Raw genomic sequence first — 20,571 nt, 5'->3', positions numbered from 1 at the left:
GCGCTACTCCCCGATCGAGAATCCGGCCTCCACATCGGCGCTCGAGTACGACTTGAACGCGATGTGGGTGTCGGTGCGCAGTACGCCCTTGGTCTTGTTGATCCGCCCGGTCACCACCGTGGCGATCTCCTCGTGGTCGCACACCTTCACGATGGCGATGAGGTCCACATCCCCCGCGCACGAATACACCTCGCCCACGCCGTCGATATCGGCCAATTCCTGCGCGGTCTCAGGAATGCGGTCGGACTCGGCGTGGATCAGCACGATCGCGGTAATCATGCGCCCAACTCTAAGTGATCGCCGCGCGCCGCACCCCGTCCCCGCCGATCCGATTCGGACAACGGTCCGATAGACCGGGCCCGCCAGTGATTTCTCCGGCGGTGACATCTTTCCCGAATTCACTTACCGGCCGGTAGGTCTCGGGTGATCATGAGGGAGCAAGATTGTGAAACACCACGCCTTCAGTGCGTGACTGTCAGGGGGTTTCCAATGCCCGCTCCGCATCCGGCCGTTCCCGCCCTCCGCCACTTCACCCGAAACACCGCCCGATTCGCCGCCCGCACTCTGCTGGCAGGCGCGACCGTCACCGTTCTGGCCCTCGGCGCGGCCCCCGCGCACGCCGAACCGGCCTCGCCCGTCGACGGCATCACCACGGAGGTGATGTCCATGATCAATTCGGTCACCACCTTCCGGCTGCCCGGCTTGGACCTGCCCGCCCTGTTCAGCCCGAACACCGCCATCGTGGTGCTCGGCTACGGCCTGGAACCGGACGGCAGCCTGCGACCCGAACTCGTCAACCGGCTCTACGCCGGCTATGTCTCGGCGCTGCTCTCCCCGCCGCCCCGGTCATCGTCACCGGCGGGAATCCGGTGAACGGCATTACCGAAGCCCAGGCCATGGCCACCTGGCTCATCGATCGCGGTATCGAGGCGCATCGCATCTTCGCCGAGACACAAGCGAATTCGACGGTGCAGAACGCCGCGTTCGCGGCGCAACTCATGGAGGCCATCGGCACCCATACGGCGATTCTGATCACCTCGGCCGACCACATCGCCAGGGCGCTGAGCAATTTCAACGCAGCGGGCATCTCGGTGGTGGCCACCATGACGCCCGATCACACCCCGCTGTCCGCGGCCCCGTTCGGGCCGGGCGAGTAGCCGACGTGCGCACCCCCGTCCGATCGACGAGGGTGCGCACCCCGGCTCAAGCGAGATAACGCGCGAGACTCTCGGCCACACAGGCGATCTTGGGCTCACCGTCACCATCGACCTCGATGGTGACCTTGCGCTCGGCCTGCACGCCGTCGCGCACATCGGTCACCGCGGTCAGCTCGACCCGGGCGCGCAGGCGGCTGCCGACCGGGACCGGGTTGATGAAGCGAACCTTGTTGAGCCCGTATTTGATTGCCATGCGCACGCCGCCGACCTTCATGACCTGCGCCGTCATGGGCACCATAAGCGACAGGGTGAGGAAGCCGTGTGCGATGGTGCGGCCGTAGGGTCCCGCGGCCGCACGCTCCGGATCGACGTAGATCCACTGGTGGTCGCCGGTGGCTGCGGCGAAGCGGTCGATGCGGTCCTGGTCGACGGTGATCCAGTCGCTGACACCGATTTCCGTGCCGACGGCGGCGCGCAGCGCGTCGAAATCGGTGAACTCGATCATGGGGGGCTCCCGGTCAGATGCGGCGGCCGCCGTCGACATAGATGGTCTGGCCGGTGACGAACGAGGCGTCGTCGGACACCAGGAAGGACACGACGTTCGCGATGTCCGCGGGCGCACCGACGCGGCGCAGCGGGATGACCTCGGCGGCCGCGGTGCGGAAATCCTCCGGGGACATGCCGACCCGGGCGGCGGTGGCATCGGTCATCTCGGTGACGATGAAGCCGGGGGCGACGGCATTGACATTGATGCCGTACGGGCCGAGCTCGATGGCGAGGGTGCGCGTGAAGCCCTGGATGCCCATCTTGGCGGCGGAGTAGTTGGCCTGGCCGCGGCTGCCGAGCGCGGACACACTGGAGGCGTTCACGATCTTGCCGGACTTCTGCTTCACCATGTACCGCTGAGCGGCGCGGCTGCACAGGAACGCGCCCTTGAGGTGCACGGACATGACGATGTCCCAGTCGTCGGCCGACATCTTGAACAGCAGGTTGTCGCGCAGCACACCGGCATTGTTGACCAGTACGTCGAGCGAACCCAGTTCCGCCGCAACGCGATCGACGGCGGCGTCGACCTGGGCCTCGTCGGTGACATTGCAGCCCACCGCGATTGCCTTACCGCCCGCGGCCACAATGGCGTCGACGGTTTCCTTGCAGGCGGCTTCGTCGAGATCGGCGACGGCGACGGCGAACCCGTCGGCGCCCAGCCGGGCGGCGGTGGCGGCGCCGATGCCGCGGGCCGAACCGATCACGAAGGCAACCTTGGACATGCGAATCTCCTTGTCAGGCGATGGCGTTCACGCCGGTGAGGGCGCGGCCGATGAGTAGTTTCTGGATCTGGCTGGTGCCCTCGTACAGGGTGAGGACGCGGGCGTCGCGCAGGTATTTGGCGACAGGATATTCGTCGATGTAGCCGTATCCGCCGAAGACCTGGATGGCATTGTTGGCGGCTTTCACGGCGGCCTCGCTGGCGAACAGTTTGGCGACCGAGGCCTCGGTGCCGAACGGTTTGCCGCGTGCGATCAAGTCGGCCACCCGCCAGGTGAGCAGGCGTGCGGCATCGACCTCGACGGCGATATCGGCGAGGAGTTCCTGGACCAGCTGGTAGGAGGCGATGGGTTTGCCGAACTGCTCGCGTTCGGCGGCGTATTTGACCGAGGCTTCCAGGCAGCCGCGCGCGACGCCGACGCATCCGGCGGCCACGCCCATGCGGCCCTTGTCGAGGGCGGCCATGGCGATCTTGAAGCCCTGGCCTTCCTCGCCGAGCCGCGCGGAATCGGGGACGCGGACCTTCTCGAGAACCAGTTCGGCGGTCGCCTGCCCGCGCAGACCGAGCTTGCCCTTGATCTCTGTGCGGGTGAATCCCGGTGCGTCCGTGGGCACCAGGAAGGCGGTCACGCCCTTGGGTCCCGGCCCGCCGGTGCGCGCGAAGATCACCGCGATATCGGCCCAGGTGCCATTGGTGATGAATATCTTGGTGCCGGTCAGCAGCCAGTCGTCCCCGTCGCGCACGGCCTTGGTGATCAGGTTCGCCGCATCCGATCCGGTCTCGGGTTCGGTGAGCCCGAAGCAGCCGAGCGCCTGCCCGGTGCACAGGCGCGGAAGCCATTCCCGCCGTTGCGCTTCGGTGCCGTAGGTCTTGATCGACTTGCCCACCAGTCCGAGCGAGACCGACACGATGCCGCGCACCGAGCTGTCGCCACGCCCGAGTTCCTCGAGCAGGATGCAGTAATCCAGGGCGGTGCCGCCGGATCCGCCGTACTCTTCGGGAATCTCGATACCGAGGAAGCCCATTTCGCCGAGTTTGCCCACAATGGCGGTGTCCACCGATTCCGCCCGATCCCAGGCGGCGGCATGCGGCACGACCTCTTTGTCCACCCATGCTCGCGCGAGTTCACGCAGGTCCCGCTGCGCCTCGCCGAGTTCGAAATCCACGACGGCTCCTAACCGAACGTTGTTAGGTTTATGCTTCCGAAGGTAACCTAACGATGTTCGGTTTTTCAAGAGCCCGCAGGAGGTGAGCCGATGCCCCGGCCGAGGGTGCCGCTGCTGAGCCGTGAGCGCATTCGCGACGCCGCGCTCGCGCTGATCGATCAGGACGGATTGGCGACGCTGTCCATGCGCAAGCTGGCCGCGGATCTGGGCGTGCAGGCCGCCTCGCTGTACGGCCACTACCCGACCAAGGACGAGCTGCTCGGCGATATCGCCCAGCACATCATGGCCCGGGTCGACGTCTCGGCGTTCGAGCGCGGGGATTGGCGGCAGGGCCTCATCGACTGGGCGCGGTCCTACCGCAGCGCATTGGTCGCGCACCCCAATTTCGTGCCGTATCTGTCCACGGGCCCGGGTAAGCGGGATGAGCATCTGCGCTTCACGGATGCCGTGCACGGCGGGCTGGTGGGTGCGGGCTGGCCGCCGCGCGAGGCCACCATGATCGGCGCTGCCACCCGGTATCTGGTGATGGGCGCGACCATCGGATCGTTCTCCCGGGGGTTCGTCGACGATGTGCAGGTCTACCGCGACCGGTATCCGCACCTGGACCAGGCGCATCTATTGCGCGCCAAGGCCGACGAAATCGATTCCGAGAGTTTCGAATTGGCATTGACCGCCTTCACCGACGGCCTGCGGCTGCGCTATGAAGCGCTGCCGCAGCGCCGCCGGTGAGAGTGTCAGGCGAGGCCGAATTCCGCCTTGACCTGATCTTCGGTCAGGCCGTAGTCGGCGAGTGAGTAGCGGTGGGCCGGTTTGCGGTCGCCGCTCTTGCTCTCCTCGTCCAGGGACAGCATGGCCGCGCGGGCCGGAGCGGTGAACTCCAGGCCGAACTGTCCGTAGATCTTCTCGACCGTGCCCATGGGGTCGGCGCGCAGATCCTCGAACTGGATGTCGAGGAACTGGTCCGGGTTGTATTTCGCACGGGCCGTGGTGAATTCGCGCAGGCCGCGCGACCACAGCTCCAGCTGGGTCGCGCCGATGCGCTCCCGGGTGAAAGTGGTCGACCAGCCGCGCGCGGCGTGCTCGGACAGGCTGCACGAGGAGCCGACAATGGTGACCGGGTCGCGGTGGGTCTGGATGATCAGCGCGTCCGGGTACACGCTCATCAGCGCGTCCAGGGCGAACAGGTGGCTGGGGTTCTTGAGCACCCAGCGTCGGCTGTCGCCCAGCCCGATGAGTTGCAGGTTCCGGCGGTGCCGCACATAGGCATTCGTCCAGTCCTGCTGCCGCAGCCACTGCGAGTAGGTCGGCAGGTAGGCCAGCGATTCATAGGAGATGGACTTGGCGGTCTGCCGCAGCAGCTGCCAACACTCCTCGACATCGGCGGCGCTCATGTAGTGCAGGCCCATGAACTCCGGATTCTCCACGCGATGCTGGGCGAATCCGGCGTCGATCTGCTGATAGATCGGATTCTCGGCCCAGCTGTCGCGCGGCGGGCGGGGCTGCGGGAACTCGGCCAGCCACATTTCCAGGGCCTGATGCTGCGGGTCGGCGGCGAGCAGGCGGTGCAGGGCGGTGGTGCCGGTGCGCGGCAGGCCGGTCACGAAAATCGGCCGCTGGACCGGTGTTTCGGCGTACCCGGGATGCGCCTGCCAGGAGGCTTCGCTCAGCGCCCGGGCCACCAGCGCCCCGCGCAGGAAGTACCGGCTCATCTTGGAGCCGAGTTCGGTGAGCCCGGCATCGCGCTGATAGGACTCCAGCAGGACGCCGAGCGCCTCGTGATGGTCGTCCGAGCCGAAATCATCGAGCCCGCAGACCTTCGTCGCCGAGGCGTGCAGGTCCTCGACGGTGCCGACGTTTGTGCGTCCGCTCATGGGTAACTCCTTGTACTGAGCGGGAATCCTGGCGATTCGGCCGACCGACCGGCACCCCATGGATCCCCGCTCGATCGCTATACGTGGTACTCGCCGCAGTTCACGTCGAGGGTCTGGCCGGTAATGGCATTGGCCCAGGGCGAGGCGAGGAAGACGACGGCGCGGGCGATCTCGTCCGGCTCGGGCAGCCGCTTCAGATCGGATTTGGCGGCGGTCTGCTCATAGACCTGTTCGGGCGTGATGCCGTACTTCTTGGCGATCTCCCCGAAGTACCACTTCAGCTGATCGGTCCAGATATACCCGGGCGCGACGGTGTTGACACGAACCCCCTTGGGCCCCAACTCCGTCGCCAGCGTCTGCGACATGGCCAGCAACGCCGACTTCGCCACCTTGTAACTGCCGTACCGGGGCTCGGAGTGCCGCAACACCGCCGAGTTGATCATGACAACCGCGCCCTTGGACTCACTCAGCGCCTCGGTGAACGCCTGCGTCATCCGCAACCCACCCAGCACGGTCAGATCGATACTGTCCCGAATCTGCTGAAAATCCGTGCGCGCCAGCGGCTTCATCGACGGCACCGCGAAAGCATTGTTCACCAGCACATCGACCCGCCCGAACGCCTCCAACGTGCGAGCCACCAAGTTCCGTACGGCCTCCTCATCGGTGATATCGGTGACCACACTCAGCGTCTCACCACCCTCGGCCTCGATCTCCGCAGCAACTTCCTTCAACCGCGATTCGGTACGCGCCGCCAACACCACCTTGGCTCCGGCGGCCGCCGCCTCCAGACAGATGGACCGGCCCAGGCCGGGGCCGACACCGCTCACGACGACCACCTGGTCGGCCAATAGACCAGTCTTCAGTCGCACGGTTTTCTCGCTCATCCGAGCATCCTTTCGCCGAATACGCGCTGCCGATCAGCGATGCGCGCGCGCCATCCGGCGTCGTCGATTCGATTGTGGGTGTGGTGTGGCAGCCGTTCAGCCACCTTGTCGAAGGGCACGAGTTCGACGGCGGGGCCGTCGGATTCGGTGATCGGGCGGTCGACGCGCTGCCAGCGGAACTGGAGGATGCCCCGGGTGCGTCCGGTGGTCTCGATCCAGTTGGCGATGCCCGGATTGCGGTGCGAGACCACCATGCGGATCAGCCCGTCCGGATCCACCTGCGCCTGTTGGTGATTGAGGCTGGTCTGGTGATTGACGTAGTCCAGGGAGATGTACCAGCGGCTGCCCAGCTGGAATCCCTGGTACGGCGCATCGGATTTCGGCACGGTGATGATGAGCGCCTGGTCGTCGGCCAGATCGTAGTGCCCGACCGAGGAGTACTGGGTGCTCAGCCCGCCCGGGGTGAGCCGGGGTTCGGTGAGAGTATTGACCGGCAGGTCCAGGTAGAACCATTTGGGGAAGTTGAACCAGGTGTGCACCCGGGTCAGCAGCATGCGCCCGGCCGCGCGATACCGCTTACGTAGCTGCGCCACAACGGGTTCCGCCGGAGCGGTGCCGATGGTGTCCACCCGTTCGATGCGAATGGACCCCTTGCGCTCGGCATTCCAGTCGCCGTATACCTCGCGCACCGCCAGCATGGACGCGCCCTCACCGAGCTGGAAGTAGTTCGGCTCCGGATTCTCCTTGGGCGGACCGAATCTCAGCTGATAGCTGCCGTCCGCGGCGATCTCCAGGCGGCGATCGTCGAAGGCGTCGTCACCATTGGGCACATCGGTGGCGGTGTAGTCGCCCTTGAGCACCTGGAAGCTCAGATCCACCGTGCTGCCGCGCACGCCGGTGAGCAGGTATTCCCCGCCCGGCTCGACATTCGCGTGGTAGTACAGCGTGTCGGGATTGTCGAGGCCCATCTTGGTGTACGGCCCGGTGGAGCTGACGAAGTACGGGTGCGATGTCCCGTGCGCCCGCGACAGCTGCAGGACGGCGGCGATACTGCCCTGCAAGTAGTCGCAGCCCTCGGCCAGATCGTGCTCGTCGCGAATGAATTCGGCGCTGGCAATGAGCTTTTCCGCCTCGGCGACCGCCGCCAGGAACGGCTCGGTCAGCGGCAGCTCCGCCTGTTCGATATCGGGTTGGTCCATCAGTCGTCTGCGATTCCTAGTTCTCGGCGGATGTTTCGGGCGATGTCGGCGGGTGTGCCGTCACCGGGGGTAATGGTCAGCTCGGCGTATTCGGGCCGCTGGTACGGCGAGTCGATGCCGGTGAACTCGCGCAGCTCCCCGGCCCGGGCGCGCTTGTACAGCCCATTGGGGTCGCGCAGCTCGCACTCTTCGAGCGGGGTGTCGACGAATATCTCGTAGAACCGCAACCGCGTGTCGTCGTGCATCTTTCGCGCATCGCGGCGCTGATCCCGGAACGGGCTGATGAGCGAGACGATGGCCACCACCCCGGCATCGGCGAACAGCGCCGCGACCTCGGCGACGCGGCGAATGTTCTCGCGCCGGTCGGCATCGGTGAAGCCGAGATCGCTGGTGAGCCCGTGCCGCAGATTGTCGCCGTCGAGCAGGTAGGCGGGCTGCCCGGAGGCTATGAGCTGGCGCTCCAATTCCACCGCGATGGTGGACTTCCCGGAGCCGGACAGCCCGGTGAGCCAGATGGTCGCGCCGGTGGAGAGCCGCTGGGTGCGGTCGACCGCCGACTTGTGCCACACCACGTCCTGGCGCGGCGGCCGCAGGCTGTGCCCGGCGCGCCCGCTCGGCAGTTCGGCGGGTCCGGAACTGCGCCCGGTGATCATGCCCGCCGCCACGGTCTGATTCGTGGTGTCGTCGACCAGGATGAAGCTGCCGGTCGCGCGATTGTCGCGGTACGGATCGAACATGAGCGGCGACCGGCTGTGCAGGGTGAGCCGCCCGATATCGTTGAGCGCCAGTACATCCGCGTCCGTCTGCCGGTGCAGCGTGTTCACATCGAGCCGGTATTCCAGCTCGCTCACCCGCACCTTGGCGGCCTGGGTGGCGGTGCGGATCGAATAGTCGTGCCCGGCGCGCAGTTCGGTGGTCTCGGAGAACCAGCACACCATGGCGTCGAGATCACGATCCAGATGCGGCTGATTGCCGGGCCGGGCCAGCATGTCCCCGCGGCCGATATCGATATCGTCGTCGAGGGTGAGCGACACCGCCATACCGGTGTACGCCTCGTCGACCTTGGTCCCGCCCGGCCCCCAGATCTGCCCGACCCGGCTGGACCGCCCGGAGGGCAGCACCACGACCTCGTCGCCGGGTTTGAAGATGCCACCGGCGATGGTGCCCGCATAGCTGCGCTGGCTGTCACCGTGCGGGCGGATCACGTACTGCACCGGCAGCCGCGCGTCGATGAGATTGCGGTCGGAGGCGACGTGCACCTCTTCGAGGTGCCGCAGCAGCGGCGGCCCGGGATACCACGTTGTGCGCGTGGAGGTTTCGACGACATTGTCGCCGTGCAGCGCCGACAGCGGCAGGAAGCTGAGGTCGCCCACATCGAGCTTGGTGGCGAAATCCGCGAATTCCGCCCGGATTTCCTCGAAGCGCTGCTCGGACCAGTCGACCAGGTCCATCTTGTTCACGCACAGCACCAGGTGGCCGACGCCCAGCAGCGAGGACAGGAAGGCGTGGCGGCGGGTCTGTTCCGAAACGCCCTTGCGGGCGTCGACGAGAATGAGCGCGAGGTCGGCGGTGGACGCGCCCGTCACCATGTTCCGGGTGTACTGCACATGCCCCGGCGTGTCCGCGATGACGAATTTCCTACGGGGCGTGGCGAAATAGCGGTAGGCGACATCGATGGTGATGCCCTGCTCCCGCTCGGCCCGCAGCCCGTCGGTGACCAGCGACAGATCCGGGCCGCCATTGCCGCGCGCGAGGCTGGCGCGTTCGATGGCGTCGAGCTGATCGGTGAACAGCGCCTTGGAGTCGAACAGCAAGCGCCCGATGAGCGTCGACTTGCCGTCGTCCACGCTGCCCGCGGTGGCCAGGCGCAATAGGTTGCGGCGCATCAGAAGTAGCCCTCTCGCTTGCGATCCTCCATGCCGGAGTCCGAGATTCGGTCGTCGGCGCGGGTGGCGCCGCGTTCGGTGAGGCGGGTGACGGCGGTCTCCGCGATCACCTCGGCCGGGGTGGCGGCGGCGCTCTCGACGCAGCCGGTGCAGGTGGCGTCGCCGACGGTGCGGAACCGCACGGTGGTCTCGTAGGCCCGCTCACCCGGGCGCGGAGTCAGGAATCGGTTGTCCGCCAGCAGCATTCCGTCGCGTTCGATGACAATGCGCCGGTGCGCGTAGTACAGCGCGGGCAGTTCCACCTCGGCCTGATCGATGTACTCCCAGATATCCAGCTCGGTCCAGTTCGACAGCGGGAACACCCGGATGTGCTCGCCCTGCCGGTGCCGCCCGTTGTACAGGTTCCACACTTCGGGCCGCTGCGCGCGCGGATCCCAGGCGCCGTACTCGTCGCGGAAGCTGAACACCCGCTCCTTGGCGCGCGCCTTCTCCTCGTCGCGGCGCGCCCCGCCGAATACCGCGTCGAAACGGTGTTCCCGGATGCTGCGCAGCAGGGTGGCGGTCTGCAGCCGATTGCGGGTCTCCCCTTCGCGTTCGGTCACCCGGCCCGCGTCGATATCGTCCTGCACGCTGCCGACCAGCAGCTGCGCCCCGAGCCGGGCCGCGGTGCGATCCCGGAAGCCGAGCACCTCGTCGAAGTTGTGCCCGGTATCGATGTGCAGCAGGGGAAATGGCAGCGGCGCGGGCCAAAAGGCCCGCCGCGCCAGCTCCAGCATGACCGTGGAGTCCTTACCCCCGGAGAACAGCAGCACCGGCCGCTCGAAGGTGGCCGCAACCTCTCTCGAATGATGTGCACCGATTCCGCCTCCAAGGCGGCCAGATGCCCCAACTCGTATCCCGTGCGCATAGTCACTCACTCGCCCGCGCCACCCGCCAACTTGCGTTTTCGAATATTCGACGCTATTGTTCGATAATGTGACACCGACGATAGGGCGACAGCCTGCGCCGGTCAAGAGCTCGTTCCCACGAATTCCCATCCCACGACCCGCGCCGAGGACCACTTGACTGAAATCAGTACCGCCACAGCGCTATCCGCGACCTCGGACGAGCCCGTAGCGGTCGCCGATTCTCCCGCGTCACCGCCCACCCGGCGCGTGGTGCAGGCCATCGAGCTGCTCTCCCGCCACCCCGTCGAGAACCTCTCCCTCGCGCGCATCATTCGCGGCACCGGCATGTCCCGCGCCACCGCGCACGCCGTTCTGAGCCAGCTCACCGCCGACGGCTGGACGATCCGCGACGAGGACGGCAATTACGGTCTCGGCCTGGGCCTGCTCGCGGTGTCCCGCCGCGCCGAAGCCGCCTTCCCGCTGCGCCGCGTGGCCCTCGACGCCATGCGCGAACTTTCCGCCGCCCACGGCATTCCGGTCTTCCTCGCCGAACGCGATGCCGACTCGATCCTCATCACCGAGGTCCTCGGCAAACCCTCCGTCCCCTGGATCCGCCTCGGCCGCCACCTCCCCCTGGCCCCGCCCGTGGCCCGCGAATTCATCGCCTGGGCACCGGATTCCGAGCGCCGCGCCTGGCTCGACGCCGCCGATCCGGCCCAGCGCCCCCGCCTCGAATCCGTCCTGTCGGCCATCCGCACCCGCGGCTACACCGTCGAACGCCTGGCCGACGACTCCGGCCCCATGATCGAAGCCCTGGCGGCCCTCCGCCACTCCCCCGTCACCAACCCCCTCCGCCACCGCCTCAGCGCCCTCATCACCGACCTCATCACCATCGACTACCTCCCCACCGAACTAACCGACCACAATGCCGTCGTCTCGGTAGCCGCCCCCCTCTTCACGGGCCCTCGCGTCACCGCCTCGATCGTCGCCTGCCCCGACACCAACCTCACCGCCCCCGCCCTCGAATCCCTGGCCGCCGACGTCATATCCGCCGCCCACTCCATCCCCAACTGACCGCGCCCGCGCCGCCAGCCCCTCGATGGCGTGCACGCTCGCCCGCTCATCCGGCGTCAGCTCCCCGCCGAGCGCCTCCCGGCACAGCTCCGCAGCCTCCGCGTACCGACCTTCCCGCAGTCGGCACAGCGCCATGACCCGCACCAATTGCGGTGTGCGCGGCGCATTCTCAGCGAGCCATGCCACGCGCCGCCCGGCCAACTCCAGCTCGTCGGCGCTGATTACCGAACGGCTCAACGCCAGCCAGCACGCCATCTGCACCGTACCCACCAGATCGGTCGCCGTCAGCGAACTCTTCGGCTTCGGCAGCAGCAGCTTTCGAGTGTCGACGCGCGCGGTCTTGGCCGCCACGCCGACCTTCCACCCCGCCGCGAGCCCGAACATGTGCGCACCGTCGGTGTACATCCCGTTCTTGTGCCGATACGGCACGAGATTCCCGATCCCCAGCCACACTGCCGGTCCAGCGAGCGCCGCCAGCACCACCGGCGGCAGCGGCAAGACCAGCACCCCCGCCGCCGACCCCAGATTCGCCACCGGCCCCGCGGCAAACGTCAGCCATCCGCCACCCCGCCGCGGCTGAATCCCCCACACCACCCGACCGGCAACCCGCCACCCGAAATACACGGTGACCACCCCCATCTGAACCCCACACTGCCCCGACTTCCCCGGCTCGGCCCCCAGGTACACCTCGTTCACCCGCGCCCCGAACACCCGCCCCACCACGAGATGCCCCAGCTCATGGATGACCACCGACCCCATCACCGCACCCCACACGACCCACGGCAGGATCGCCGCAATCGTGGAACTCCGCCACAACACCACCGAAAACCCGACACCGATAACGCCGATCGAAACAACCATCCCACGCACAGACCGGATGGTACGACGCCATCGCCGACAATGATGGTCAGGAGGCCAGAATTTCCCCGGCGGCGCGCTCACCACTGCGAATGGCTCCGTCCATATAGCCCTGCCAGTAGTCGGCGGTTTCAGTGCCCGCCCAGTGGATGCCACCGACCAGCTCGCGCAGGGCCCGGCCGAAGCGGGTGAGGATGCCCGGGCGGGTGGTGGCGGTCGGTCCGCCCCAGGAGTAGGGGTCGTTGTCCCATTTCTTGAAGCCGTAGTCGATGGCGTGGGTGCGGGCCTCGGGGCCGAAGTAGTGGACCAGGGAGTCGAGGCTCTCCTCGACCAGGTCGGTGTCGGGGCGGCCGTCGAGGTCGGCCATGGCGTCGGCGGAGATGAAGCCCATGAGGATGTGGTGGCCTTGGCCGTAGCTTTCGTAGGTGACGTCGATGGGGGTGCCGTCGCCGACCACCTGGCCGACCAGGCCCTGGTCACGCCAGAAGGGGCGGTCGTAGACGGCCAGGAATTTGGCTATCCGGCCCATGGTGTAACCGTTGACGAGTTCGATTCTCTCCGTGGGCAATCCGGGGCGGTAGTCGATCCTGTCGCTAATGGCGGGCGACATGGCGACCACGACCTTGGCCGCGCTGTAGACACCACGATCGGTGAAAACCTGCAACTGGGAACATGTTTGATCGATCGCACGGGCTGGTGCACCGTAAACGATGCTGTCGGACAGTGATTCGGCCATCCGCAGCGGGACGAGGGCCGCACCGCCGTCGAAGAAGCGCTCCTGCGCGCCACTGTCGACGCCGAGCAGCCGCGAGAAGGTGCCGGGATTCTGCGCATTCCCGGCGGATGCGAAGTAGTTCATCATGAACAGCGCCGACAACTCGTGCGGCCGCACCGACAACGGCGCCGACTGAGCCAGCGCCAGAAACAGTTTGCCCTCGTAGGTGGAGGCATTGGCGTCGATCCAATCCTGCCAGGTGATCGAGTCCAGGTACGCGGCATCGGGATGCAGCCACGGTTCGCCGACGGGGAATCCGATGCTCGTCAGGTCGATCCGAGCCATTGCGGCAGCCGTCTCCACGGTGCCGGGCAGCACGGGCAGCGGCACCGCCGCCGGAACCCGGTGCAGCACACCTTGAATCGAGAACAGCGATTCACCCTGGTTGTACGTGGGCAGCGTCGCCACACCGTATTCGGCGGCCAGCGCCGCGATCCGATCCTGAGTGGGCCCGAGGAACTCCGCCCCACCGTCAATGGTGATCCCACCCCGAGTAGTCGCATTGAAAACCCGCCCACCCGCCCGCTCCCGAGCCTCCAGCAGCAGCACCCGCAACCCCGCGGCCCGCAGCGCATTGGTAGCGACCAGCCCCGACAGCCCCGCCCCAATGACGATCAAATCGGCATCCCGACCCGCCCCATGGAGAATCGTTCTGCGGCTTATATTCACGGGCTTCCTCCCACCGGCGAAGACAGCTGGGCCCAGAAGGTAGGCCCGCCTGAAACCCAATACTGGACAATTGACCAGTTCCGTCGGTTTCCCGCTGATCAACTTCAGGTAAACCCGTCTACGGCAAGATCACCCCATGGAAACCCTTCGCTCGCGTGAGGTCTACTCGAACCAGTGGATAACCGTCCGCGAGGACATAATCCGCAGACCGGACGGCGAATCCGCCATCTACGCCGTAGTCGACAAATCCGACTTCGCCGTCATCATCGCCCGCGACAACGACCGCTTCCACCTCGTCGAACAGTTCCGCTACCCCCAGCAGAAGCGCTGCTGGGAGTTCCCTGGCGGCGCCCTCCACAACGGCGAAACCTTCGACCCGATCGCCACGGCTCACCAAGAACTCCGCGAAGAAACGGGCCTCCGCGCCAGCCACATGACCTACCTCGGCCGCATCGCCCCCGCCCCCGCCACCTGCAGCCACCACGGCCACATCTTCCTCGCCACGACCTGGAAGTCGGTGAGCCCGAACGCGAAGCCTCCGAACAGGACATGCGCGCAGCATGGTTCACCCGCGCCGAACTGGAGTCCATGATCGCTCGCGGCGAGATCACGGATGGCGACACAGTGGCGGGCTACATGCTGCTGCTGTTGCACGAAAGGGCAAACCCCTCCTGGCCCTCGCTTCGCTCGGATTACTGCCCTGTTTTCTATCCGCCGTGGGTCGGTGCTCCGGTCCTCGTCCCCTCTCGGATGGTCTTCACTCTCTGGCGTACGCAAAGCAGAACGGATAAGTGGGGTCACCTCGTCTGCCGTACCCGGCCTTGGCTCCCCCTGTCAGGAGCCGTAACCAGGGCCAGGCCCCACGTACGGAAGGTGAGGGTACGGCTCCCAAAGGGGGAGCCAAGGCCGGGTACGGCAGACGAGGTGACCCATCTATTGGGTAGCTTTGCGCACGCCAAAGGCAGAGGCCGTCCAGGGACGCAATATCACCGGAGCACCGACCCCCGGCGGATAGATCACCGAATTGCCCGAGAGGAAGCGCGGCTACGGGTGGTGAGCAGGCGCAAGCGCGGTACGTGCATCCATAAGAGCGAACCCGAGCAGATTCTCACCGCGCCAGGTGGCAGGATGCCGAGCATCCGGGTTCTCCGCCCCGATCCCGATACCCCAAATAGCATCGCGCGGAGCAGCTTCCACGAGCACCTTGCTGCCGTTGGCGAGCAGAAAATCCCGAAGCTCTTCATGCTGGCCGAATTTGGCAATGCTGCCCCGCACCACGATGTCGTACCGGTGCGCCACCCACGCGTCCTGGTCGAAACCACGGACCGAGCGTCCCAGGCGTTTGGCGTCAGCGGGCGTATTACTCTGCAGGATGCGCCCGCGCATCTCCTCGTCCCCGAACAGGTGCGCCTTCTCGGCCATCATGAAATGTTCGGCGCTGCCGTAGGTTTGACCGTCCACGGTGAACTCGACCGGCCACCACTGGCTTAGGACCCATTTCCCGACAGCGTGCCCCGGGGTGCGGGTGTGACCCCAGAAGAAGAGGAACTCCGGTCTAGCACCGTCCGCCATATCAGCTGTCAGCTGCGCCCTGTCCACGACACCGGACGATAGCCCACACCTCTGACACCGTCCCCCGATTATCCGGCGAGTCACACGACCCGCCGCCCCGCTGTCTGGCGCGCCGCGCGGCTAACTGGCGAGGGCGCGCAGCCGGGCCATGACCGACGGCGACGGGTGGTCGTCGACGCGATAGCGCGGCGGGTCGTATCCCGGCACGGGCGTGAGGGATACGAGGGCGGCGACATCGGACCAGGCGACGCGGAAGGCATTGGTTTCGGTGATGACGAACAGGATGTAGTCGGCGTGCGGGAGGAGGGTCGGGGTGCCGCCGGTCCACGGGGTCATGGTGTGTTCGCTGCCGTCCGGGGCGCGCAGGTGCATGAGGGCGCTGATGGCTTCCTCGAGGTCGTCGTCGGCGCGGAGTTTGTCGGTCTGGCCGCCGTAGACGGTGGCGGCCAGCCGGGTTTCGGCGTGCCGCAGGGCCTGCCAGGCCGGGTGTTCGAGCGGGATGCAGAAGGGGACGAGGTCGCCGTCGTCGTCGATGGTGTAGGGCACCGGGGAGAGCGGGCGTAGCGCCTCGTCGTAGCGTTCCTCGGCCAGGGCCAGCACCTGGAGCAGCGTGTCCGGATTGGCGCCAAGGACGACCAGCATGCCTGCGTGGGCGGGCAGGAAAACCAGTGGGCGCGAACCGGTCCGGGCCTCGGCGCCCGCCAGCCAGCCGCCGACCAGCGGCAGTGAGCCGACATAGGAATCGCCGTCCTCGTCGGCGAAGTCGAGGACCTGGGTGCCGGTGGCCGGGTCGAAGGCCGACAGGGTGCTCATGGCCACTTCGGTCAGGTTGGAGTGCGCGGTGCTGTAGACCTCGTCGGCCTCGACGCCCCAGGCGGTGAGGTCGGCGGTGGTCACGAAGCGCATGGTGGACGGGTTGTCGAGGACCACCATCTCGCTCAGGAACGGCAGTACGGGGCGCGCGAGCAGCACATCACGGACGCGGATGCCAGCGACACTGAACTGATTCCGGTCCGAGGGCCGCACGACCGGGCGCAGGCGCTTGGCCGCCGATTCCCAGGGCTCGGTTTCCGGATCGGTCAGGAACGGCTCCACCAGATCGGCGACCCGCCGCACCCGCTCGTGTTCGGGCTGCCCCGCGCACCGCTCGAACAGCGTCTCCAGGCTCAGTTTCGCGAAGCTGTCGCTGCCCCGCCGCCGCACGACGACCTCGGACGCCTCCTCGTCGAACTCCGCCGATTCCACCGCGTCGTAGGCCAGCACTTGCGCAAGGACCTTGTTGCCGAACCGATTTCGCGCTGACCCGAAGACGCCACCGAGAAAGCCCATGAAGCGGACTATACGCACGGCGGATAACAGTCCGGCTACGCCGAACGCACCGCCGACACGCCCGCGCTCGTACCCGGAATTCGCGGACGTGTCCGGCACAGTTCAGCTGATGTTGAGCTCGCTGATGGAAGGTCGGCGCATGGCTACATTCTCGCGACGCACACTGCTGCGCACGTCCGCCGCCGGGCTGGTCATCGCCCCCGGCCTGGTGGCGTGCTCGTCCAATGACGGTCCCGGACTGGTGCGGGAGCGGCCCGTCTTGACGCACGGCGTCGCGGTCGGCGATCCCCGCGCCGACGGCGCGCTGATCTGGGCGCGCTCGGACAAGCCCGCGAAGCTCATGGTGGAGACCGCCGCCACCGAATCCTTCACCGATGCCAAGCGGTTCGAAGGCCCCATGCTCACCCCGGATTCGGACGGCACCGGGCGGCTGCGCGTCAACGGCCTGCCCGCCGGGCAGCAGGTGCACTACCGCGTGACCCTCGAAGGCGAGGGCGGAGCCGTCTCCGAGGCCGTCACCGGCGTCTTCCGCACCGTGCCCGCCGCGAGCTCCGATATCAAGCTGCTGTGGTCCGGCGATACGGCCGGTCAGGGTTTCGGCATCAATCCGGATCTGGGCGGTATGAAGATCTTCTCCGCCATGGCCGCCCGGGATCCGAACCTGTTCATCCACTCCGGTGACAGCATCTACGCGGACAATGCGCTGAAGGAATCGGTCACCCTCCCCGACGGCCGCGTCTGGCGCAATATCGTGACCGAGGCGAAAAGCGCCGTCGCGCAGACCCTCGACCAGTTCCGCGGCAACTACGCCTACAACCTCAGCGATGAGAACTACCGTCGCTTCAATGCTTCCGTCGCCCAGCTGGTGCAGTGGGACGACCACGAGACCGTGAACAACTGGTCCCCGGGCGGCACGGTCGCCGACGGCAAGGGCTACACCGAACGCAATATGGACACCCTCGCCACGCGGTCCTGGCAGGCGTTCCACGAGTGGATGCCATTGGAGCGCAAGGAGGCCATGGACGGCCGCCTGTTCCGCAAGGTGTCCTACGGCCCGCTGCTCGACGTCTTCGTACTGGACATGCGCTCCTACAAGGACGCCAACAATGCCAACAACGCGCCCGAGGGCCGCATTCTCGGCCAGGCTCAAACCCAGTGGCTGATGGACGGTTTGCGCGAGTCCAAGGCCACGTGGAAGATCGTCGCCAATGATCTGCCGCTGGGTCTGATCGTCAAGGATGGCGAGACCGTCTTCGAAGGCGTCGCCAATGCCGATCCGGGCGCGCCGTCGGGCCGCGAGTCCGAGATCGCCAAGGTGCTGTCCTCGATCAAGGCGAACAAGGTGACCGGCGTCGTGCGGCTCACCGCCGATGTGCATTGCACCGCCGCCCACCGCTATTCGCCCGAGCGCGCGGCCTTCAAGGATTTCGACGAGTTCTGGGAGTTCGTCTCCGGCCCGCTGAACGCCGGTGCGTTCGGCCCGAACAATCTGGACGGGACCTTCGGCCCGGAGGCGGTTTTCGTGCACGCGCCGCCCGCGCAGAACACGTCCCCGCTGGATGGCGCCTATCAGCATTTCGGCGAATTGACCATTGACGGCAAGTCCTGCGAACTCACAGTAAACCTGTGCGATGCGACCGGAAACGTGCTGTTCACACAGCGTCTCGACCCCGCCAACTGAGACGGCGGTCCAAGCCCGAGCACGATCGGCGCGACTGTGGTTAGCTGTAGCGCCATGAGCACGTCCGTCTCCACCCACCCGGATGAATTCCTGCCCCGCGATACCGCGGATGTCGTTCGTACCGTTCGGGATTCGCGCAAGTCGACGAAACCGCTGACCATCCGCGGTGGGGAGCGGCCGGACGAGGAGCTGGCGCCGCCGGAACAGGGTGCGGTGCTGTCCATGCGGAAGATGAATCGGGTGCAGGTCGTCGACGCGGATGCCCGAACCGTCCGGGTGCAGGCCGGGGCGCGGTTGTCCGATATCGACCGCACCCTGGCCGCGCACGGGCTCGGACTGCCGATTGTCGGCGACCATCGGGAGATCACGGCGGGCGGATTCGCTGCGGTGGGCGGGCTCAGCAATGCCTCGCATCGGTTCGGCATGTTCTCCGACAATGTGGTGGAGCTCGAATACGTCGATCAGGACGGGCGATTCGGCACCTGCGGGCGCACCCATCACACCGATCGGTTCCGGCGCATTCTGGGCGGGGGCGGGCGCACCGGGATCATTACCGCGCTCACCCTCGAGGTGGCGGATATGGACAAGGACCGCATCTGGCTCACCACCGACGCGCACCGGTTCCTGGATTTCGATACCTGGGTGGAGCATTCGTTCAAGGAGATCCAGTCGCCCGGCGATTCCATGCTCCAGGTGGGCCGCTGGGTGGACACCGCACCGCTGAAGGTGGCGCGACCGGTCGGTACGGGCACCGTGCAGCTGGGCACCGTGCGCTTCGGCCAGTGGTCGAGCCTGCATCCCACCACCCCCAACCTCTCGCTGCGCGCCCGCCGCGAGGTCGGCGCCCGCGCCCGCAAGTCCCTGGGCGCCATTGCCGCCTCCGCGGGTGGCCGCGCCGGTATGCCGGTCCGCAATGCCGCCGCCGGTGCGCTCATGTTCGCTCCGAAGGTGCTGACACCGCGCGATGCCGAGTATCTGGCCGATACCGTCATCTCGTCCTCGGAACGCGGCCCGGCCTACCGCATCTCGGTGTTCGCGCCGCTGTCGAACTACACCCGGGTCTTCCACGGCCTGCACGACCTGTTTGCCGGGCACCGCGAGAAGACCGGCTGCTTCACCGTCATCTCCGCCATGACCTATGGCGTGCGGTCCCGCTACCTGCGCGAACTCGATAACGAGGACCACGGCTTCATTACCTTCACCTGCCGTTTGCGGCCCGCCGCGGTGCCGTCGGAACTCCTGCGCGACATCGTCTCCGGAATCGACGAGATCTGCGTCGCCGAACGCGCCCGGCGCTATGACCCAACCGATTAGAATGTGTTCCGCCGCACTCCCAGCAACGGGCTAGCAGCCTGAAATGGTTGTCGCCCAGGGCGTGCGGCGCAGTATCGGTACTGTCGGCGGGGCGCCGGTGCCACACATCGTTCGTGAGTGAAGGTTGCCTGTCCCATGATCGAATTCCGTGCTGCCCGCCGTCCCCGCCCCGCCGCTGCCATGACCGGCACACGCCCCATCGCTGGAAAACGCGTCGTCGTCACCGACGCGACCTCCGAAATCGGCCGCGCCACCGCCCGATTACTCGCCTCCCACGGCGCAGAGGTTCTCCTCGTCGCGCGCCGCGGGAGCCAACTCGTGCACGATTGCGCCGCCATTGTCGAATCCGGCGGCCGCGCCCACTGGCATCGCTGCGATATCTCCGCCCTGGGCGATGTGGATCAGCTCATCGAATGGCTGCTCACCGATTTCGACGGCATCGACGTCCTGGTCAACAATGCCGGTCGCCCCACCCGCCGCCCCGCCCTGCAATCCCTGGACCGCTTCACCGACTACCAGCGCATGATGGCCGCCAATTACTTCGGCCCGCTGCGTCTGACCCTCGGCCTGCTCCCCGCCATGCTGGCGACCGGCTCCGGTCACGTCATCAATGTCGGCCCCTGGTCCCTCACCACCGGCGCGGCCCCCAACTTCGCCTCCTATGCCAGTTCCCAGGCCGCCTGGACCACCTTCGGCCAATGCGCCGACGCCGAACTCTCCCCGCGCGGCATCCACGTCACCGCCGTCCACTACCCGGCCTTCCGCATAGACCCCGTGGCCCCCACCTACTACACCGAAAACCCCATCCTCAACCCCGCCGAGGCCGCCCGCTGGATCGAAACCGCGATCCGCACCCGCCCCGTCCAGGTCAGCCCCCGCTTCCCCCGCACCCTCCTGGGCCTGGCCGGGAAGGCCCCGCGCTCCACCGCCCTGATCAAACACGCCCTGGGCATCTGAACTCACCGTCCCGATGAGGGGAAGG

General features: G+C 67.0%; 19 protein-coding genes and 1 pseudogene. 8 read left to right on the top strand and 12 right to left on the bottom strand.

What is annotated here, in order from left to right; all coding sequences use genetic code 11:
* Positions 1-3: 3 nt before the first annotated feature.
* Positions 4-279: an Lrp/AsnC family transcriptional regulator gene (locus NC4_RS34420; protein WP_067547285.1), complete on the bottom strand. Its 276-nt coding sequence runs from the start codon at positions 277-279 to the stop codon at positions 4-6.
* Between the two features lie 210 nt (positions 280-489).
* Here NC4_RS34420 and NC4_RS43585 point away from each other — a divergent pair, with 210 nt between their 5' ends.
* Both NC4_RS43585 and NC4_RS43580 read left to right on the top strand, forming a co-directional pair.
* Positions 490-873 carry a hypothetical protein gene (locus NC4_RS43585; protein WP_067547282.1) on the top strand — a complete coding sequence of 128 codons (384 nt, stop codon included), beginning with the start codon at positions 490-492 and terminating at the stop codon, positions 871-873.
* Positions 870-1,157 (top strand): YdcF family protein, encoded by a 288-nt coding sequence (locus NC4_RS43580; protein WP_067547279.1) that lies wholly within the window; start codon positions 870-872, stop codon positions 1,155-1,157. The genes NC4_RS43585 and NC4_RS43580 overlap by 4 nt, the downstream gene beginning before the upstream one ends.
* 46 nt (positions 1,158-1,203) lie before the next feature.
* Here NC4_RS43580 and NC4_RS34405 read toward each other — a convergent pair whose 3' ends face one another.
* Genes NC4_RS34405 through NC4_RS34395 form a run of 3 tightly spaced genes read right to left on the bottom strand, consistent with a single transcriptional unit; the run spans position 1,204 to position 3,590 of the window.
* The gene (locus tag NC4_RS34405; RefSeq protein WP_067547276.1) at positions 1,204-1,662 is read right to left on the bottom strand and encodes a MaoC family dehydratase; all 459 of its coding nucleotides are present in this window, start codon (positions 1,660-1,662) and stop codon (positions 1,204-1,206) included.
* A gap of 13 nt (positions 1,663-1,675) precedes the next feature.
* Positions 1,676-2,425 carry a 3-oxoacyl-ACP reductase FabG gene (gene fabG, locus NC4_RS34400; RefSeq protein WP_067547273.1) on the bottom strand — a complete coding sequence of 250 codons (750 nt, stop codon included), beginning with the start codon at positions 2,423-2,425 and terminating at the stop codon, positions 1,676-1,678.
* Positions 2,426-2,438: 13 nt separating this feature from the next.
* On the bottom strand, positions 2,439-3,590 hold the full coding sequence (locus NC4_RS34395; protein WP_067547270.1) for an acyl-CoA dehydrogenase family protein: 1,152 nt from the start codon (positions 3,588-3,590) through the stop codon (positions 2,439-2,441).
* A 90-nt stretch (positions 3,591-3,680) separates the two neighbouring features.
* Here NC4_RS34395 and NC4_RS34390 point away from each other — a divergent pair, with 90 nt between their 5' ends.
* A complete protein-coding gene (locus NC4_RS34390) occupies positions 3,681-4,319 on the top strand; it encodes a TetR/AcrR family transcriptional regulator (RefSeq protein ID WP_067547268.1) in 639 nt (212 codons plus the stop codon).
* A gap of 5 nt (positions 4,320-4,324) precedes the next feature.
* On the opposite strand, the gene NC4_RS34385 is transcribed toward NC4_RS34390, so the two are convergent.
* The 5 genes and pseudogenes from NC4_RS34385 to cysD form a co-directional block, all read right to left on the bottom strand.
* A complete protein-coding gene (locus tag NC4_RS34385; RefSeq protein ID WP_067547265.1) occupies positions 4,325-5,461 on the bottom strand; it encodes a sulfotransferase family protein in 1,137 nt (378 codons plus the stop codon).
* Positions 5,462-5,538: 77 nt separating this feature from the next.
* On the bottom strand, positions 5,539-6,345 hold the full coding sequence (locus tag NC4_RS34380) for an SDR family oxidoreductase (protein ID WP_067547262.1): 807 nt from the start codon (positions 6,343-6,345) through the stop codon (positions 5,539-5,541).
* Complete coding sequence (locus NC4_RS34375; protein WP_067547260.1) at positions 6,342-7,544, bottom strand: hypothetical protein; 1,203 nt, start codon at positions 7,542-7,544, stop codon at positions 6,342-6,344. Before NC4_RS34375 ends, NC4_RS34380 begins: the two co-directional genes overlap by 4 nt.
* Positions 7,544-9,430, bottom strand: a complete 1,887-nt coding sequence (gene cysC, locus NC4_RS34370) for an adenylyl-sulfate kinase (protein ID WP_067547257.1) — start codon at positions 9,428-9,430, stop codon at positions 7,544-7,546. The genes NC4_RS34375 and cysC overlap by 1 nt, the downstream gene beginning before the upstream one ends.
* Positions 9,430-10,337 (bottom strand): annotated as a pseudogene (cysD, locus tag NC4_RS34365) (sulfate adenylyltransferase subunit CysD). Before cysD ends, cysC begins: the two are co-directional and overlap by 1 nt.
* A gap of 154 nt (positions 10,338-10,491) precedes the next feature.
* Here cysD and NC4_RS34360 point away from each other — a divergent pair.
* Complete coding sequence (locus NC4_RS34360) at positions 10,492-11,391, top strand: helix-turn-helix domain-containing protein (protein WP_245722123.1); 900 nt, start codon at positions 10,492-10,494, stop codon at positions 11,389-11,391.
* A gap of 907 nt (positions 11,392-12,298) precedes the next feature.
* On the opposite strand, the gene NC4_RS34355 is transcribed toward NC4_RS34360, so the two are convergent.
* Complete coding sequence (locus NC4_RS34355; protein WP_169814925.1) at positions 12,299-13,642, bottom strand: flavin monoamine oxidase family protein; 1,344 nt, start codon at positions 13,640-13,642, stop codon at positions 12,299-12,301.
* Between the two features lie 187 nt (positions 13,643-13,829).
* On the opposite strand from NC4_RS34355, the gene NC4_RS34350 reads away from it, so the two are divergent.
* Positions 13,830-14,285 (top strand): NUDIX domain-containing protein, encoded by a 456-nt coding sequence (locus NC4_RS34350; RefSeq protein ID WP_067547250.1) that lies wholly within the window; start codon positions 13,830-13,832, stop codon positions 14,283-14,285.
* A gap of 452 nt (positions 14,286-14,737) precedes the next feature.
* Here NC4_RS34350 and ybiA read toward each other — a convergent pair whose 3' ends face one another.
* Positions 14,738-15,292, bottom strand: a complete 555-nt coding sequence (ybiA, locus tag NC4_RS34345) for a riboflavin biosynthesis intermediates N-glycosidase (RefSeq protein ID WP_245722122.1) — start codon at positions 15,290-15,292, stop codon at positions 14,738-14,740.
* 93 nt (positions 15,293-15,385) lie between these two features.
* Positions 15,386-16,594 carry a DUF1444 domain-containing protein gene (locus tag NC4_RS34340; protein ID WP_157555396.1) on the bottom strand — a complete coding sequence of 403 codons (1,209 nt, stop codon included), beginning with the start codon at positions 16,592-16,594 and terminating at the stop codon, positions 15,386-15,388.
* Between the two features lie 139 nt (positions 16,595-16,733).
* On the opposite strand from NC4_RS34340, the gene NC4_RS34335 reads away from it, so the two are divergent.
* From NC4_RS34335 to NC4_RS44250, 3 genes are all read left to right on the top strand, one after another.
* Positions 16,734-18,275, top strand: a complete 1,542-nt coding sequence (locus tag NC4_RS34335; RefSeq protein ID WP_067547456.1) for an alkaline phosphatase D family protein — start codon at positions 16,734-16,736, stop codon at positions 18,273-18,275.
* A gap of 54 nt (positions 18,276-18,329) precedes the next feature.
* The gene (locus tag NC4_RS34330) at positions 18,330-19,589 is read left to right on the top strand and encodes an FAD-binding oxidoreductase (RefSeq protein ID WP_067547244.1); all 1,260 of its coding nucleotides are present in this window, start codon (positions 18,330-18,332) and stop codon (positions 19,587-19,589) included.
* 135 nt (positions 19,590-19,724) lie between these two features.
* Positions 19,725-20,546: an SDR family NAD(P)-dependent oxidoreductase gene (locus NC4_RS44250; protein WP_084530044.1), complete on the top strand. Its 822-nt coding sequence runs from the start codon at positions 19,725-19,727 to the stop codon at positions 20,544-20,546.
* Positions 20,547-20,571 lie beyond the last annotated feature (25 nt).

Source organism: Nocardia crassostreae (assembly GCF_001613405.1).
GTDB lineage: Bacteria > Actinomycetota > Actinomycetes > Mycobacteriales > Mycobacteriaceae > Nocardia > Nocardia crassostreae.
Note: the sequence above shows the minus strand (reverse complement) of the source record. Positions and strands in the feature narration are given on the sequence as shown.